The organism is Tepidimonas charontis, assembly GCF_007556685.1.
Classification (GTDB): Bacteria; Pseudomonadota; Gammaproteobacteria; order Burkholderiales; family Burkholderiaceae_C; genus Tepidimonas; species Tepidimonas charontis.
Genome location: NZ_VJON01000032.1, coordinates 17094 through 34410, shown reverse-complemented (window position 1 = coordinate 34410; position 17317 = coordinate 17094). Strand labels below are relative to the sequence as shown.

Annotated in this window: 15 protein-coding genes; 6 read left to right on the top strand and 9 right to left on the bottom strand. The window is 67.8% G+C overall.

The window, feature by feature from the left end; genetic code table 11:
- Positions 1-435: 435 nt before the first annotated feature.
- The 5 genes from Tchar_RS09515 to Tchar_RS09495 are packed head-to-tail and all read left to right on the top strand — an operon-like array spanning position 436 to position 5332.
- Positions 436-2730 (top strand): NADP-dependent malic enzyme, encoded by a 2295-nt coding sequence (locus Tchar_RS09515; RefSeq protein ID WP_144328821.1) that lies wholly within the window; start codon positions 436-438, stop codon positions 2728-2730.
- A gap of 5 nt (positions 2731-2735) precedes the next feature.
- Positions 2736-3710: a prepilin peptidase gene (locus Tchar_RS09510; protein WP_144328824.1), complete on the top strand. Its 975-nt coding sequence runs from the start codon at positions 2736-2738 to the stop codon at positions 3708-3710.
- Between the two features lie 21 nt (positions 3711-3731).
- Positions 3732-4337, top strand: coding sequence for a dephospho-CoA kinase (gene coaE / locus Tchar_RS09505; protein WP_144328820.1), 606 nt, complete (start codon positions 3732-3734; stop codon positions 4335-4337).
- 7 nt (positions 4338-4344) lie between these two features.
- Positions 4345-5103, top strand: coding sequence for a cell division protein ZapD (gene zapD / locus Tchar_RS09500; protein ID WP_144328819.1), 759 nt, complete (start codon positions 4345-4347; stop codon positions 5101-5103).
- A 16-nt stretch (positions 5104-5119) separates the two neighbouring features.
- Positions 5120-5332: a DNA gyrase inhibitor YacG gene (locus Tchar_RS09495; protein ID WP_144328818.1), complete on the top strand. Its 213-nt coding sequence runs from the start codon at positions 5120-5122 to the stop codon at positions 5330-5332.
- Here Tchar_RS09495 and Tchar_RS09490 read toward each other — a convergent pair.
- The 8 genes from Tchar_RS09490 to Tchar_RS09455 form a co-directional block, all read right to left on the bottom strand.
- Positions 5263-5781 (bottom strand): NUDIX domain-containing protein, encoded by a 519-nt coding sequence (locus tag Tchar_RS09490; RefSeq protein ID WP_144328823.1) that lies wholly within the window; start codon positions 5779-5781, stop codon positions 5263-5265. The two genes, Tchar_RS09495 and Tchar_RS09490, sit on opposite strands and share 70 nt — an antisense overlap.
- A 62-nt stretch (positions 5782-5843) precedes the next feature.
- Positions 5844-6719 (bottom strand): ATP-binding protein, encoded by an 876-nt coding sequence (locus Tchar_RS09485; protein WP_144328817.1) that lies wholly within the window; start codon positions 6717-6719, stop codon positions 5844-5846.
- 7 nt (positions 6720-6726) lie between these two features.
- Positions 6727-7962 carry a bifunctional glutamate N-acetyltransferase/amino-acid acetyltransferase ArgJ gene (argJ, locus tag Tchar_RS09480; protein ID WP_144328816.1) on the bottom strand — a complete coding sequence of 412 codons (1236 nt, stop codon included), beginning with the start codon at positions 7960-7962 and terminating at the stop codon, positions 6727-6729.
- Positions 7963-8031: 69 nt separating this feature from the next.
- Positions 8032-9498: a methyl-accepting chemotaxis protein gene (locus Tchar_RS09475; protein WP_144328815.1), complete on the bottom strand. Its 1467-nt coding sequence runs from the start codon at positions 9496-9498 to the stop codon at positions 8032-8034.
- Positions 9499-9516: 18 nt separating this feature from the next.
- Entirely contained in the window at positions 9517-9837 is a 321-nt protein-coding gene (locus Tchar_RS09470; protein WP_144328814.1) for an MCP four helix bundle domain-containing protein, read from the bottom strand.
- A 129-nt stretch (positions 9838-9966) separates the two neighbouring features.
- Complete coding sequence (gene secA, locus Tchar_RS09465) at positions 9967-12723, bottom strand: preprotein translocase subunit SecA (protein ID WP_144328813.1); 2757 nt, start codon at positions 12721-12723, stop codon at positions 9967-9969.
- A 311-nt stretch (positions 12724-13034) separates the two neighbouring features.
- Positions 13035-13349, bottom strand: a complete 315-nt coding sequence (locus tag Tchar_RS09460; protein ID WP_144328812.1) for a DciA family protein — start codon at positions 13347-13349, stop codon at positions 13035-13037.
- Positions 13350-13356: 7 nt separating this feature from the next.
- Positions 13357-14436 (bottom strand): PQQ-dependent sugar dehydrogenase, encoded by a 1080-nt coding sequence (locus Tchar_RS09455; RefSeq protein ID WP_201739342.1) that lies wholly within the window; start codon positions 14434-14436, stop codon positions 13357-13359.
- A gap of 316 nt (positions 14437-14752) precedes the next feature.
- Here Tchar_RS09455 and rpoH point away from each other — a divergent pair, with 316 nt between their 5' ends.
- Complete coding sequence (gene rpoH, locus Tchar_RS09450) at positions 14753-15712, top strand: RNA polymerase sigma factor RpoH (protein WP_144328810.1); 960 nt, start codon at positions 14753-14755, stop codon at positions 15710-15712.
- Between the two features lie 16 nt (positions 15713-15728).
- Here rpoH and lysS read toward each other — a convergent pair whose 3' ends face one another.
- On the bottom strand, positions 15729-17267 hold the full coding sequence (gene lysS, locus Tchar_RS09445) for a lysine--tRNA ligase (RefSeq protein ID WP_144328809.1): 1539 nt from the start codon (positions 17265-17267) through the stop codon (positions 15729-15731).
- Positions 17268-17317 lie beyond the last annotated feature (50 nt).

Here is a 17317-nt window from a genome sequence, read left to right as displayed (position 1 = left end):
CGATCCTGCTCCAGCCACCCCCAGCGCCGTCGATGACAAGACGCTCAATGCGCGGGTGGATGACATCCTCAAAGCGCGCCAAGTCAAACAGCCATGGTGTCCCGGCCCTGAGCACCCCTGGCGTCGTCTCTTCAGCGCTCCGCCCTCATGGGCTGGCCCATGGGCCAGCCCATGAGGACATACCTTCGGCGTCAAACCGGACATTTCTAACTTGCTCAGAGGGCGGACATTTCTACTTTGCCTTGACAGGCCCGGATCGACGCCGGCCGACGACGCCCCCATGGACCGGGCGATCGCCCCAGTGCATTCATGACCGGACGGATCGACGCGAAAGCCCTGCGGTACGCTGGGCCACGGGCGGCTACACTTGCCCCTGTTGCCCACCGCGTCCCGCCGATCGACGCACGTTTCTCACCTATCGTCCGCCACGTGTCCATGACCCCCACCGAACAAGCCCTGCGCGAAGCCGCCCTGGAGTACCACCGCACACCCACCCGGGGCAAGATCTCCATCACCCCCACCAAGGCGCTGTCCAATCAGCGCGACTTGAGCCTGGCCTACTCGCCCGGCGTCGCCTACCCCTGTCTGGAAATCGCCGCCGACCCGCGCAAAGCCGCCGACTACACCAGCCGCGGCAATCTGGTCGGCGTCGTCACCAACGGCACTGCGGTGCTGGGCCTGGGCGACATCGGTCCGCTGGCAGGCAAGCCGGTCATGGAAGGCAAAGGCTGCCTGTTCAAAAAATTCGCCGGCATCGATGTCTTCGATATCGAACTGGCGGAAAAAGACCCGGACAAACTGGTCGAGATCATCGCCGCGCTGGAGCCGACGCTGGGCGGCATCAACCTGGAAGACATCAAGGCGCCCGAGTGTTTCTACATCGAGCGCAAGCTGCGCGAGCGACTCAACATCCCCGTCTTTCACGACGACCAACACGGCACCGCCATCATTGCGTCGGCGGCGCTCATCAACGCGCTGGAGCTGGTGGGCAAGGCCATCGGCGACGTGCGCATTGCCGTCTCGGGTGCCGGGGCAGCAGCGATTGCCGTGCTGGACCTGTTCGTCGCCCTGGGCGCGCGGCCCGAGCACGTGCTGGTGTGTGACTCCAAAGGCGTCATCCACGACCAACGCGACGATGCGCTGGCTGGACGGCTCGACGAATCCAAGCGGCGCTACTGCCGCCACACCGACGCGCGGACCCTGGCCGATGCGGTGCGCGGGGCCGACGTCTTTCTTGGCTGCTCCGCCCCCGGCGTGCTGACCCCCGAGATGGTACAAACCATGGCCGAGCGCCCCATCATCCTGGCGCTGGCCAACCCGGAGCCCGAGATTCGCCCCGAGCTGGCCAAGGCGGCGCGGCCAGACTGCATCATCGCCACCGGCCGCTCCGACTACCCCAACCAAGTCAACAACGTCCTGTGCTTTCCCTACATCTTTCGGGGCGCGCTGGACTGCGGTGCCACCCGCATCACCGAAGCGATGAAGCTGGCGTGCGTGCGTGAAATCGCCGCCCTGGCCAAAGCCGAGATCAGCGACGAGGTGGCCGCCGCCTATGCCGGGCAGGAGCTGCAGTTCGGCCCGGACTACCTGATCCCGAAGCCGTTCGATACCCGGCTGATCCTGCGCATCGCTCCGGCGGTGGCCCAAGCGGCCGCCGAATCGGGGGTGGCCACGCGCCCCATCGCCGACCTGGATGCCTACCGCGACAGCCTGCAGCGCTTCGTCTATCAAACCGGCATCCTGATGCGACCGATCTTTGCCCGCGCCAAGGCGCAAGCCCCGCGCGCGCGCGTGGCCTATGCCGACGGCGAGGACGAACGCGCGCTACGCGCCGCCCAGCTGGCGTTGGAAGAAGGCATCGCGCAGCCGATCCTGATCGGCCGCCCGGCCGTGATCGAGGCGCGCATTCGCAAGGCCGGACTGCACCTGCGCCTGGGGGTGGACCTGGCAAACGTCAACCCCGAAGACGACCCGCGCTTTCGCCAGTACTGGGAGGCCTACCACCAACTGATGAAGCGCAACGGCGCCACCCCGGAAGTAGCCAAGGCCGCCGTGCGCCGCTCCAACACCATCATCGGCTCGCTCATGTTGCATCTGGGCGACGCCGATGCACTCATCTGCGGCCTGGTGGGCACGTACACCACGCACCTGGAGCGCATCGAAAGCATCCTGGGCCGGCGGCCGGGCGCAACGCTGTTTGCCGCCGTCAACGCCGTCAACACCGACCGCGGCCCGATCTTCATTACCGACACCTACGTCAACGAAGACCCGAGCGCCGAGCAACTGGCCGAAATCGCCTGGATGGCGGCACAGGAGGTCCAGCGCTTCGGCATCACACCCAAGGTGGCCTTCCTGTCACACTCCACCTTCGGTTCCTCCAAACGCGCCAGCGCACGCAAGATGCGCCTGGCACGTGACCTGTTCGTCGCCGCCCATCCCGAAATCGAATGCGATGGTGAGTTACACGGCGACGCCGCGCTCGAACCCGACATCCGCGCGCGCTTCTTGTCCGACTCCACGCTCAGCGGCAGTGCCAATCTGCTGGTCTGCCCCAATCTGGATGCGGCCAATATCCTGTACAACGTGATGAAAACCACCACCAGCGGCGGCGTCACCGTCGGCCCCATTCTGATGGGCGTCAATGGCACGGCGCACATCCTCACGCCCGCGGCCACGGTGCGCCGGGTGTTGAATATGACGGCGGTGGCTGCGGCGGGCATGCGTGTATGATCCCCATGCTCGGGCCCTGGGGTTGGCTGGCCGCTGGCCTACTCGGCCTGCTGGTGGGCAGTTTTTTGAACGTCGTGATCCACCGCCTGCCGCGCATGCTGGAGCGACGCTGGGCGGCCGAGGCTGCAGCCTATACCGCGGCCACGCTGGCAGACGGTGCCGACGCACGTCGCCCAGACGGCGTCAACACAACGGACGGCACTCCAGACGACCGATCAGGTGGCGTCACCATGGCGACAGGCGGCGCGGCGGCTGCCACCCACCCCCCTGACGCGGCGGCGCAAGCGCCTGCGTCCGCCTACAACCTGCTGGTGCCGCGCTCGCACTGCCCGCACTGCGGCACGTCGCTGCGTTGGTACCACAACATTCCCATCCTGAGTTGGCTGGCCCTGCGCGGGCGCTGTGCGGCGTGCGGCGCTGCCATCGGCTTGCGCTACCCGTTGGTGGAGCTGCTGACCGCCGCCGCCTTCATCGCCGTCTTCACCCGCTACGGCGTCAGCGCCGCCACGCTTGCTTGGTGGGGCTTCGTGGCCGCCGTGCTGGCCCTGGCCTTCATCGACTGGGACACCACCCTGTTGCCGGACGACATCACGCTGCCGCTGGCCTGGGCGGGCCTGATCGCTGCCGCCGTCGGGTTCACCGAGGTGACGCTGCCCGACGCCCTTTGGGGGGCGGTGGCGGGCTATCTGTCGCTGTGGTGCGTCTATTGGACCTTCAAGCTGCTCACCGGCAAAGAGGGCATGGGGTACGGCGACTTCAAACTGCTGGCGGCGCTGGGCGCTTGGCTGGGCTGGCAGGCACTCATCCCGTTGGTGCTGGTGGCCTCGGCGCTGGGCGCCGTGGTGGGGCTGGGTATGAAGGCAGCACACGCCCTGCGGGAGGGGCGCTACGTTCCCTTTGGGCCGTTTTTGGCCTTCGGCGGCCTGTTGGTCTGGACGGTGGGGCCGGGCTCCGTCGTGCGTGCGCTGGGCTTGGGCTGACACACCGGTGCGTGCACAACGATGGCCAAACCCTTGCGCATCGGTCTGACCGGCGGCATCGGCAGCGGCAAAAGCACGGTGGCTGCGATGCTCGCTGAACTGGGCGCCACGGTGGTGGACGCCGATGCGCTATCGCGCGCCTGCACCGCCGCCGGCGGCGCGGCGATCGAGCCGATCCGGCGCGCCTTCGGGCCCGACTTCATCGCCCCCGACGGTGCACTGGACCGGGCCCGCATGCGCGCGCTGGTCTTTGCCGATCCGCAGGCAAAGGCGCGGCTGGAGGCGATCATCCATCCGCTGGTGCGTGCCGAGATCGATCGCCGCATCGCGGCATGTACGGCCGATACCATCGTGCTCGACTTGCCGCTGCTGGTGGAGTCCGACGCCTGGCGGCAGCGCTGCGACCGCGTTTGGGTGGTCGACTGCACGCCCGAAACCCAGATTCGCCGCGTCATGGCCCGCAACGGTTGGCCGCGCGCGCAGGTGCAAGCGGTGCTGGCGCAGCAGGCCAGCCGCGCGCAGCGGCTGGCCGCCGCCGATGCCGTCATCGACAACGAGGGCACCGATCTGGCCACCTTGCGTGCACGCGTGCGCCAACTGTGGGATCGGCGCACTTTGCCGCTATGATGACCGCGTGATTCTGTACGAATACCCTTTCAACGAACGCATCCGCACCTATTTGCGGCTGGAACATCTGTTGCAGCGCCTGGGCACCTTGGTGGCGCGCAGCGAAGCGCTGGATCACCACTTCGCTTTGCAGACGCTGTTCGAGATCACCGACGTCGGTGCGCGCGCCGATCTCAAAACCGAGATTCTGAAGGACTTGGAGCGCCACAAGCAAACCTTCAACGCCTACCGCGGCAACCCTGCCATTTCCGAGGCGGCGCTGGATGCGCTGATGGCGCGCATCGACCGCTGCTACGCCGCATTGCGCGATGACGAAGGCCGCGCCGGCCACGCGCTCGGCGGCATCGAGTGGCTCAACACGGTACGCAACCGCATCGCCATTCCCGGCGGCACCTGTGCCTTCGATTTGCCCGCCTACCACGACTGGTTGCACCAGAGTCCGGCGCAACGGCAGGCCGATCTGACACGCTGGGCCTCGACCCTGGCGTGTCTGGCTGATCCCGTGCAGCTATTGCTGCAACTGTTGCGTGAAACGGGTGTGGCGCAAAAGGTGTTCGCCACGCAGGGGGCCTATCAGCAGAGTCTGCCGCAGACGCGCACCTTTCAATTGCTACGCATCTGGCTCGACCCGGCCTTGGGGCTGATCCCCGAAATCAGCGGCAACCGGCTGCTGTTTTCGGTGCGCTTGCTGCGCCGCAACGCCGACGGCCGTCTGGAACACGCCGCCGACGCCGAGGCCGAATTCGAAGTGCATCTGTGTGCCTGAGAGGCGCAAGGTAGCGATGAACGAACCAGCCATGACGCCACGTACCGTGCGGTGCCCGCAGTGTGGCGCGCCAGCGCGCTATGCGCCTGACAATCCGTGGCGTCCTTTTTGCAGTCAGCGCTGTCGACAGATCGACTTGGGCGCCTGGGCCGCCGAGTGCTACCGGGTACCCGAGCCCTCGGCACCTGCGCCCGACGCCGGTGCCGATGAACCCTCCTGTAACGCCTGAAGCAAGGGTACCGTGCCGGGCAGCACCGGCGCTACGGTCACCGGCAGCGTCTGCCAGGCGCAGGCTTGCCCCTCGTGCATGTGCAGCTCGCCTTGCCATTGGGTGATGCGGCAGACGTGCAGCCGTACCAGCGCATGCGGGTAATCCACCACCAGCTCGCGCCAGGGCTGCGCCGCGGCGATGATGACGCCGATTTCCTCGCGCAGCTCACGCCGCAGCGCCTGCTCCACGGTCTCACCCGGCTCGACCTTGCCGCCCGGAAATTCCCAGTAACCGGCATAGGCTTTGCCGGGCGGGCGCGTGGTCATCAAAAAGCGGCCTTCGGCGTCGATCAGCAGCCCCACGGCCACCGCCACCAAGGGGCGCGGCTGCGGCGGCCGGGGCCGCGCCCCATCGACCACCAGCACCGGCGCGCCGGCGACCTCGGCGCTGACGGCGTCGAACGCCATCCCGGCGGCGGCAACGGCGTCGATGCGGGGGTTGGCTGCGTGGCCAGCGGCGGGTGACATGGTCATCCCAGACCACCTTCCCGCCCCACGTAGTCGCGCGCAAATTGCCACGCCACGCGGCCACTGCGCGAGCCACGCTCCAGCGCCCACACCAGCGCGTGCGGACGCGCCGCCTCGATGGCAGCCTCCGACAACCCGAAGTGACGCAGCCACTGGCGCACCACGGCCAGATACTGCTCTTGGCTGAAGGGGTAGAAGCTCACCCACAGCCCAAAGCGCTCGGACAGCGAAATCTTCTCCTCCACGGCCTCGCCAGGGTGCACCTCGCCGTCGGGCCCATGCTGGGCTTGCAGGTTTTCCCGGTGGTACTCCGGCAGCAGATGACGGCGGTTGCTGGTGGCGTAAATCAGCACGTTGGGGGTGGCGGCCGCCACCGAGCCGTCCAGCATCGACTTGAGCGCCTTGTAGCCCGACTCACCCTCATCGAAGCTGAGGTCGTCGCAAAACAGCACGAAACGCTCGGGACGCTCGGCGACTGCGTCGACGATATCCGGTAGGTCGATCAGGTCGGCCTTGTCCACCTCGATCAGGCGCAGCCCGGCGTCGGCGTACGCATTCAGGCAGGCTTTGACGAGCGAGCTCTTGCCGGTGCCGCGCGCTCCCGTCAACAGCACATTGTTGGCCGGCAGCCCACGCACGAAGCGCTCGGTATTGCGCTGCACGCGCGCCTTTTGGTCGTCGATTTCCTTCAGATCGTCGAGCCGAATGGCCGCCACATGGCGCACCGGCTCCAGCACCCCATGCGCGCCGCGCTTGCGATAGCGAAACGCCACCGAGGCCGACCAGTCCGGCTCGCCCAGGGGTTGCGGCAAGATGGCTTCCAGGCGCGCCAGCACGCTCTCGGCACGCGCCAGTACCCGTTCGAAACGCTCGTTCATCGGCGCTTTAGCTGCGGTAGTCGGCGTTGATGCGCACGTATTCGTGGCTGAGATCACAGGTCCACACCGTCTCGCTGGCCGCCCCGCGCCCCAGCTCCACACGCACCGTGATCTCGCTTTGGCGCATCACGCGCGCGCCGTCCTCTTCCCTGTAAGACGGATGGCGTCCGCCGCGCGTGACCACGTGCACGTCGTCCAGAAACAGCTCGATGCGCCCCTGGTCCAGGTCCTCGATGCCGGCGTAGCCCACCGCCGCCAGGATGCGGCCGAGGTTGGGGTCGCTGGCGTAGAAGGCGGTCTTGACCAGCGGCGAGTGCGCGATGGCGTAGGCGGCCTTCAGGCATTCCTCGGCGTCGCGCCCGCCCTCCACGCGCACGGTGATGAACTTGGTCGCCCCCTCGCCGTCGCGCACGATGGCGTGCGCCAGCTCGCGCGCGACGTCCGTGACCGCCGCCTGCAGGGCCTGGCCGGCGGGACTGTCCAGCGACGTGATGCGCGGCAGGGCCGCGCGCCCGGTGGCCATCACGATGAAGGAATCGTTGGTGGAGGTGTCGCCATCGACCGTGATGCGGTTGAATGAGCCGTCGGCGGCGCGGCGGGCCAGCTCCCCGATCAGCTCCGGGGCCACCGGCGCGTCGGTGGCCACGAAGCCCAGCATCGTCGCCATGTTCGGCCGGATCATGCCGGCGCCCTTGGCAATGCCGGTCACCGTCACCGGCACGCCGTCGATCGTGACGCGCCGGCTGGCGGCCTTCGGCACGGTGTCGGTGGTCATGATGCCTTCGGCGGCGCGCAGCCAGTGCGCGCCATCGTCCGCCGCGTCGGCCAGCGCCGCCGGCAGCCCCGCCACGATACGCTCGACCGGCAACGGCTCCATGATGACGCCGGTGGAAAACGGCAACACCTGCTGCGGCGCCACGCCGAGCCGCTGCGCCAGCGCGATGCAGACCGCGCGCGCGTCGATCAGACCCTGTTCGCCGGTGCCGGCGTTGGCGCAGCCGGTGTTGACCACCAGCGCGCGGATGCCCTGCCCCGCGGCCAGGTGCTCGCGGCAGACCTGCACCGGCGCGGCGCAGTAGCGGTTGCGGGTGAAGACGCCGCCCACCGCGCTGCCTTCGTCGAGCAGCATGACGGTGAGATCCTTGCGGTTGGGCTTGCGCACGTGCGCCTCGGCCACGCCCAGACGCAGGCCGGGCACGGGCAACAGGTCAGCAGCGCCCGGGGGTGTGTACTGTACAGCCATGCCTCTATCGTAACCGATGGCGCAGCGGCCCCCGCCCCGGACCCCCGCAGCGGTCAGGTGGTCAGGTGGTCAGAAGGTTTCCCAATCGCCATCGTCGGCCTTGGCCGACGCGCTGCCCGTCGCGGCGGGCGGCAAGGGGGCGTCGGCCGGGGTGGAACGCGGTTTGGACGCCCCCGCCGGCGCAGCCACCCGAGCGGGCGACGGCTTGGGGGCTGCGGGCGCGAGCGCGGGCCGGGACGCCGGGCGCGTCGGCGCGGGGATGTGCTGGGCCGCCGGCTCCACGCGGGCCGGGGACGCCTCGACCAACCGGCCGGGCCCGCCGTCGCCCGCCCCGGTGCGGAACTGCGACACCACGCGCAACAGGCTGTCGGCCTGCTGGTGCAGGCTTTGTGCGGCGGCGGCGGACTGCTCGACCAGCGCTGCATTCTGTTGGGTGGCCTGGTCCAACTGGCCCACTGCGGCGTTGACCTGCCCGATCCCTTCGCTTTGCTCGTTGGCCGCGGCGGCCACATCGCCAATCATGTCCGCCACCCGCTGGATGCCCTGGACGATCTGCTCCATCGTCTGGCCCGCGTGCTGCACCTGCGTGCCCCCTTGCTGCACCCGGGCCACGCTGTCTTCGATGAGCGACTTGATCTCCTTGGCCGCCTGGGCGCTGCGCTGGGCCAGCTGGCGCACCTCGCCCGCCACCACGGCAAAACCGCGGCCCGCCTCGCCCGCGCGGGCCGCTTCGACCGCCGCGTTCAGCGCCAGGATGTTGGTCTGGAAAGCAATGCCATCGATGACGTTGGTGATGTCCGCAATCTTGCGGCTGGCGGTCTCGATCCCCTGCATCGACCGGGTCAATTCCTGCATCGCCTGCCCCCCTTCGCGGGCGGTCTGCGCCACCTGACTGGCCAGTTGGTTGGCGGTGCGGGCCGCCTCGGCGCTGTGGCGCACGGCTTCGGTCAGCTCCTCCATGCTGGAGGCGGTTTGCTCCAGGGTCGACGCGGCGCTTTCGGTGCGTGCGGACAGGTCCTGGTTGCCGGCGGCGATTTCGGCGGCGCCGTGGTCAACACCGGTCGCCGCCTGGCGGATGCGCGCGACCGCCTCGACCAGCGCGGCCTGCATGCGCGACAGAGCCTGCAGCAGGCGGCCCACCTCGTCGCTGGAGCGGGCCTGGATGGGCCGGGTCAAATCCCCCTGCGCCACGGCTTCGACCAGGGCCACCGCCTCATGCAGAGGCCGGGTGATGCTGCGCACGATGCCCACGGCCAGCAGCGCCCCCACCGCCAGCGCCGCGGCGATCACCGCCAGCACCGCATACTCGGTGACGCGCTGAGCGGCTTCCAAATCTTCCAGGGCTTGCTTGGCCTCCTGCTGCAGCCCGCGGGCCAGCGCCCCGACCGCCTCGGTGTAGGCCTGTCCCTTTTGCCGAACCTGCGGAATCAGCCGCTCGATGGCAGGCAGGTCCTCGGACTCGATCGCGCGGGAGAGCTGATCACGCAGCGCCAGATAGTCATCGCGGACCTTGCCCGCCTGTTCGAATGCCGCCACCTGCCCGGTCTGGCGGATCTAGCGGCTCAAGGTTTCCTGCAGATCGTTGACGCGCTCGCGCGCCTTCTCGATGTTGGCCTCGACGGCCCGCTTGAGCTCGGGATTCTGCACCCCGAAGCGGGCGATGATGACCTGACGCTGGTTCTGGACATCGGCCAACTGGCCCCACTCGGTCGCGATGACGGCCAGTTCGTTCACCCGCACCGCCTGCGCGGTCTTGGGCGCCACCAGCCAGGCGCTGGTGCCCAGCAACCCCCCCGCCGCGATGAGCATCCCCAGGGCCATCACGCCGACGGCCAACGCCAGCCGCACCCCGATCGTCAAGTTCTGCAAACGCATCGCATGGCTTCCCGATTGCTAACGGTTCCGTCTGGAGTATAACGCGGGACGGTGGGCACGCAAGACTGCGTATACCCTACTCCACCCCGTATGTCCGAGGTGCACGTCGCCCAAGGCTCACAGAGCCGGTCAGCTCAACCGACCGTGGCAGTGCTTGTACTTCTTGCCGCTGCCGCAAGGGCACGGGTCGTTGCGGCCCACGCGCGGCAGGGCGGCGCCCCCCGCCTTGTTGAGCAGCCCCTGGTCGGCGGTGGTCTCGGCTTCGCCGGTCTCGGTCGGCGCGGTGTAGGTGACATTGCGCAGGCGCTCGGCGTCGTGCTCCAGGCGTTCGGCGGCGCTGCTGACCTGCTCGGGCGTTTGCACCTGCACCCGCATCAGGATGCGCGTGACTTCGGCGCGCACGGCATCCAGCATCTGTGCAAACAGCTCGAACGCCTCGCGCTTGTACTCTTGCTTGGGTTGTTTTTGTGCGTAACCGCGCAGGTGAATGCCCTGGCGCAGATAGTCCAGCGCCGCCAAGTGCTCGCGCCAATGACTGTCTAGCGTCTGCAGCAGTACCACGCGCTCGAAGGCGCGAAACGCCTCTGGCCCGGCCAGCGCCACCTTGGCGGCGTAGGCCTCGTGCGCGGCTTGTACCACACGCCGCACGATGTCTGCGTCATCCATCGCCTCGGCGCGCTGCAGCTCGCCCACCAGGTCCAGCGTCAAGCCGAATTCGTCGGCCAGCGCCTGCTGCAGCGCGGGCACATCCCACTGCTCCTCGACGCTGTCCGCTGGCACGTAGCGGCGCACGAAATCGGTGAGTGCCCCTTCGCGCAACGCCGCCACCTGCGCCGACAGGTCCGCAGCGTCGAGGATATCGTTGCGCTGCTGGTAGATGACCTTGCGCTGGTCGTTGGCGACGTCGTCGTACTCCAGCAACTGCTTGCGGATGTCGAAGTTGCGCGCCTCGACCTTGCGCTGCGCGCTCTCGATGGAGCGGGTGACGATGCCGGCTTCGATGGCCTCGCCCTCGGGCATTTTCAGCCGCTCCATGATGGCGCGCACGCGGTCGCCGGCGAAGATGCGCATCAGCGGGTCGTCCAGCGACAGGTAAAAGCGCGAGGACCCCGGATCGCCCTGACGCCCGGCACGCCCGCGCAGCTGGTTGTCGATGCGGCGGCTCTCATGCCGCTCGGTGCCGATGATGCGCAGCCCACCCAAGGCCTTGACCTTTTCGTGGTCGGCCTGCCACTGGGCGGTGAGCTGCTCGATGCGCTGCCGCTGGGTGGCTTCGTCGAGCGATGCATCGGCCTGCACGGCCGCGATCATCTTCTCCAAGTTGCCACCGAGCACGATGTCGGTGCCGCGGCCGGCCATGTTGGTGGCGATGGTGATGGCCCCAGGCCGGCCCGCCTGGGCGATGATTTCGGCCTCGCGCGCGTGCTGTTTGGCGTTGAGCACCTCGTGCGGCAAGCCCTCGCGCTGCAGCAACTGGGAGATGAGTTCCGAATTTTCGATCGACGACGTACCCACCAAGACGGGTTGACCGCGTTCGTGGCATTCGCGGATATCGGCGATGACGGCGCGGTATTTTTCCGCCGTCGTTTTGTAGACGCGGTCTTGCTCGTCGCGACGCTGGCTGGGCCGGTTGGGCGGGATGACCACCGTTTCCAGTCCGTAGATCTCTTGGAACTCGTACGCCTCGGTGTCGGCGGTGCCGGTCATGCCGGCCAGCTTGCCGTAGAGCCGGAAGTAGTTTTGGAAGGTGATCGAAGCCAGCGTCTGGTTTTCGGGCTGGATCGGCACGCCCTCCTTGGCTTCCACCGCCTGGTGCAGACCGTCGCTCCAGCGCCGCCCCACCATCAGGCGCCCGGTGAACTCATCGACGATGACGATCTCGCCGTTTTGCACCACGTAGTGCTGGTCGCGGTGATACAGGTGCTGCGCCTTGAGCGCCGTCACCAAGTGGTGCAGCAGGGTGATGTTGGCCGGGTCGTACAGCGAAGCACCCTCGGGCAGCAGCCCGGCGCGCGCCAGCAGTTGCTCGGCGTGCTCGTGACCCTGCTCGGTCAGGTGGATTTGGTGCGACTTTTCATCGACCGTGAAATCGCCCGGCTTGATGACGCCCTCGCCGGTGCGGGGGTCGGCCTCGCCCTCCTGGCGCGTCAGGTGCGGCACCAGCGCGCGGATCTTCAGATACAGCTCGGTGTGGTCTTCGGCCTGGCCACTGATGATCAGCGGCGTGCGCGCCTCGTCGATCAGGATCGAGTCCACTTCGTCGACGATGGCATAGTGCAGGCCGCGCTGCACGCGGTCGCGCGCCTCGTACACCATGTTGTCGCGCAGGTAGTCGAAGCCATACTCGTTGTTGGTGCCGTAGGTGATGTCGGCGGCGTAGGCGGCCTGTTTCTGCTCGCGCGACATCAGCGGCAGGTTGACACCCACGCTCAGCCCCAGCCAGTTGTAGAGCTTGCCCATCCACTGGGCGTCGCGGTTGGCCAGGTAGTCGTTGACGGTGACGACGTGCACCCCTTTGCCGGTGAGGGCATTCAGGTACACCGGCAGCGTCGCCGTCAGGGTCTTGCCCTCGCCGGTGCGCATCTCGGCGATCTTGCCCTGGTGCAGCGCGATGCCGCCCATCAGCTGCACGTCGAAGTGGCGCATCTTCATGACCCGCTTGCTCGCCTCGCGCACAGTGGCAAAGGCCTCCGGCAGCAGCGCGTCGAGCGTCTCGCCATTGGCCAAGCGCTGACGAAATTCAGCCGTCTTGGCCTGCAGTTGCTCGTCGCTGAGCAGGGCATAGGTCGGCTCCAGCGCATTGATGCGCTCGACCGTCTTGCGGTAGCTCTTGAGCAGCCGGTCGTTGCGGCTGCCGAAAATCTTGGTCAGGAACGGAATGGCCATATCAACCCCGCCGACGACCCCACCGTGGGGCGACGGCTCGTCAAAAAATCGCATCTGGCCTGCCGGCGCCGGCCCCGCAGTCCGGGCCGAGCAGACGAAAAAAGAGGGTGGCCACTGGGGCGACCACCTGCTTGTGCGGGCATTGTAGCCCCGCGCCGATACCATACGGCGACAGCGGCCTGGCCCGGCGTATGCCGCATTGGCACCCAGCCCACTGGTGCGCGATGGGTATCTCGCCAATGCGCACCGGCCGCACACGGCTTCATGGCAAGCCGCACCTCCCAAGGCCGCTTCGGGCCACCGCGCCGTCGTCAGCGCTGGCGGGCGCTGCCCTGTCCTTGCACACGCACCTGCAGGGTCTGCACGGCTACGCCGGCGTTGCGCGCCGCGGCCAGCAGCACCGGCGCGAGTTGGCGCACCTTGGCCGCCACCGCTGGGCTGGCTGCCAGCACGCACCAGGTGTCGCCGTCCAGCGGCCCGGCCTGCACCTGATCACGCAGCAACGGTGGCAGGTGGGTGACCACGCGGCGCAGCAGCCGTCGCGACGCCCAGGCACGCTCGGCCACATCGGCCAGCACCGGGTTGGCGCGCACCGCCTGTTGCAGGGTGACGATCGGTTTGGGCATGTACCGATCATAGGTCAGCCGGCAACACCCGCAGCAGGCGGCCGTCGGGCGCGTCGGTGAGCAGGTATAGCCACCCATCGGGCCCCTCGCGCACGTCGCGGATGCGCGCGCGTAGCTCGGTGAGTAGGCGCTGCTCGCGCACGACACGGGTACCATCCAGCTCCAGCCGCAGCAAGTGCTGCCCACGCAGGGCACCGATGAAGAGGTTACCGCGCCAGGCGGCGCCATAGCGCTCGCTGCGCAAAAAGGCCATGCCAGACGGCGCAATGGACGGCGTCCAGTGGTACAGCGGCGCCACCATGCCCGGCTTGTGTGTGCCCTCGCCGATGCGCCCGCCGCCATACTGCTCACCGAACGTCACCACCGGCCAGCCGTGGTTGCCGCCACGCGGCGGCCGGTTGATTTCGTCGCCGCCCTGAGGCCCATGTTCGTGGATCCACAGCCGCCCATCTGGCCCCCAGACGGCCCCCTGCGGGTTACGATGGCCGTAGCTCCAAATCTCGGGCAGTGCGTCACTGTGCCCGACGAACGGGTTATCGGACGGCACCGCACCGTCTTTGGTCACGCGCACCACCTTGCCCAGATGATTGTCCAGCGTCTGCGCATCGGCCATGCGGTGGTAGCGCTCGCCCAAGGTCAAAAACAAGGTGCCGTCCGGGGCCTCGACGATGCGGCAACCGAAGTGCAAGCGGCTGGCCACAGCTGGCTGTTGGCGAAAGATCACGCGCACCTGCTCCAGTCGGGTGGCGTCGGCCGACAGCACCGCGCGCGCCAGCGCCGTGGCGTTGCCCCCGTTTGGGGTTTGCGGCTGGGCGAAGCAAAAATACAGGGTGCGATTGCGCGCAAAATCGCTGTCCAGTACCACATCCAGCAAGCCACCCTGCCCCACTGCGTCCACGGGGGGTAGCCCGGCGATGGGCACGCCCAACCGCCCGTCAGGCTCGATCACGCGCAGCCGGCCCGGTCGCTCCGATACCAAAAAGCGCCCCTGCGGCAAAAACGCCACTGCCCACGGATGTTCCAGATTGGTGGCCACGGTCTGCACGCGCAGCGAGGCGGGCGGCTGCGCCCCGACCGCAAACGCCATCGCCATCCCCAGACCAAGCCCGGCTGCGGTGTACAACCAAACACACAGCCACCGTCGTCCCCTGCGCGCAACGTGCAACCCCATGGCGGCAAGGGTGGCGCAAAAGGCCACGGCTGTCAACCAAACCGCACGGCCGCTGCCCTTTACCGCCTGGCGCCCGAGGCGGAACGCCGGCCGGTCGGGACCCGGCTCGGCCTAGGTCCTACTCACCCCGGTTTGCGGGCCAGCCGGCGGGGAACTCGGTGTTTAGCACTCGATCCAAGAGAGTGCTAACATGATGACGACAAACCGTTTGATGGAGAGGAGGTTGGACCCGATGGCTGCCACGTCTGTTGCCCTGACGCCGACCAGCAGTGCTGCGGTTGCTGCCTTGCCCGCGTGGTCGAGCACGTCGCTGACCCTGCCCCCGCTGGGTCACTTGGACGCCTACATCAGCGCGGTCAACCGTATCCCGATGCTCAGCGCCGAAGAAGAGCGCGAGTGCGCGCGGCGCTGGCAGCGCGAGCATGACCTGGAAGCGGCAGGCAAGCTGGTGCTGTCGCACCTGCGGCTGGTGGTGGCCATTTCGCGCCAGTATCTGGGCTATGGCCTGCCGCAGGCCGACCTGATCCAAGAAGGCAACGTCGGCCTGATGAAGGCGGTCAAGCGCTTCGACCCGGAGCAAGGGGTGCGCCTGGTCAGCTACGCGGTGCATTGGATCAAGGCCGAGATCCACGAGTTCATCCTGCGCAACTGGCGCATGGTCAAGATCGCCACCACCAAGGCGCAGCGCAAGCTGTTTTTCAATCTGCGCGCGCTCAAGCGTGGCCTCAAAGCCGACGCCAGCGACGAAGACGCGGTGCGTGAACGCCTCAGCGAAGCCGAAATCGAGGCCGTGGCGCGTGAGCTCAACGTGCGGCGCGAAGACGTCATCGAGATGGAGACGCGCATGGCCGGCAGCGACGTGGTGCTGGACCCGCTGCCCAGCGACGACGGCGAGGAGGTGCACGCCCCCATTGCCTACCTGGCCGATCAGCGCACCGAGCCGACTGCCGTTCTGGAAGCGCGTGAGCGCGAGCGCCTGAGCTCGGAAGGCATCGAGCACGCCTTGGCGCAGCTGGATGAGCGCTCGCGCCGCATCGTGACGGCGCGCTGGCTGCAGGTCAACGACGACGGCACGGGGGGCGCCACGCTGCACGAGCTGGCGGCCGAATTCGGCGTCAGCGCCGAGCGCATCCGCCAGATCGAAGCAGCGGCGCTGAAGAAATTGCGCAAGGCGCTCGAAGCCTACGCCTGAGCACGGCGCGGCGCCGTCAGTCCTCGCGCCGCAGCGCCGGAAACAGGATCACGTCGCGAATACTGGGGCTGTCGGTCAGCAGCATGATCAGACGATCGACACCGACGCCGCAGCCGCCGGCCGGCGGCATGCCGTACTCCAGCGCGCGGATGTAGTCGGCATCGAAATACATGGCCTCGTCATCGCCGGCGGCCTTGTTGGCCACCTGGGCGTGGAAGCGTGCAGCCTGGTCTTCTGGATCGTTGAGCTCGGAAAACCCATTGGCCACCTCGCGCCCGGTGATGTAGAGTTCGAAGCGCTCGGTGATGTCGGGCTGGGTGTCACTGGCGCGTGCCAGCGGGGAAATTTCGGTGGGGTGGTTGCAGATGAAGGTCGGCTCCCAGAGCTTGTCTTCCACCACCTCCTCGAAATAGAGCACCTGCAACCCGGCCAGGCTGCGGCTGTCCAGCCGTTCTTTGACCGGATCGACGCCCAGGCGACGCAAGCGCTCGCGCAGCCAATCGGCGTCGTCCACGTGGGCGCCGGCATCGCTGTAGCGCAGGATCGCTTCCCGAATCGTCAGGCGCTCGAACGGCGCCTCCAAGTCCACATCGCGCCCCTGGTAGACGAGCTGGGCGCTGCCGCAAACGGTGCGCGCCACGTGGCGCAGCAGCTGCTCGGTAAACGCCATCAGGTCCACGTGGTTCCAGTAGGCGGCGTAGAACTCCATCATCGTGAACTCGGGGTTGTGGCGTACGCTGATGCCCTCGTTGCGGAAGTTGCGGTTGATTTCGAAGACGCGCTCGAAGCCCCCCACCAGCAGCCGCTTCAAATACAACTCGGGCGCGATGCGCAGATACATATCCTGCTCCAGCGCGTTGTGGTGGGTGACGAAGGGGCGCGCGTTGGCACCGCCCGGAATCGGATGCAGCATCGGTGTTTCCACCTCCAAAAAGCCGTGCTGCACCATGAACTCGCGCAGGGCCGTCACGGCCGTGCTGCGCGCCACGAAACGCCGTCGCGCCTCGACGTCGGTGATCAGATCGACATAGCGCTGGCGATATTTCAGCTCCTGGTCGTGGATGCCGTGGAATTTGTCCGGCAGCGGGCGCAGGCTTTTGACCACCAGGCGCAAACGATCGACCTTGATCGAGAGCTCGCCGGTGCGCGTCTTGAACACGGTCCCTTCGGCGTAGAGGATGTCGCCCAGGTCCCAATGCTTGAACGCCTCGTAGGCAGCCTCGCCCAGGGCGTCTTTGGTCAGATAGAGCTGGATGCGCCCGCCGGTCGGACCGAAGGAGGCGTCTTGCAGCGTGGCAAAGCTCGCCTTGCCCATGACGCGCTTGAGCATCATGCGGCCGGCCACGCTGACGCGTGCCTGCAAGGGCTCCAGCAGTTCGTTACTCAGGTGGCCGTATTCGGCCTGCAGCGCTTCGGCGCTGTGCTGTGGGCGCACATCGTTCGGAAACGCCGGCGCGCCGCTGGCGCGCAATGCGGCGAGCTTTTCGCGGCGCTCGGCCATCAGGGCATTGTCGTGGGCCGGCGCCGGCGCGGCGGCAGAAGAGGATTCGGTCATGGCGTCTGAGCGAAGACAAAGCGGGCCGGGTGGCTGGCGCCACCGCAAAG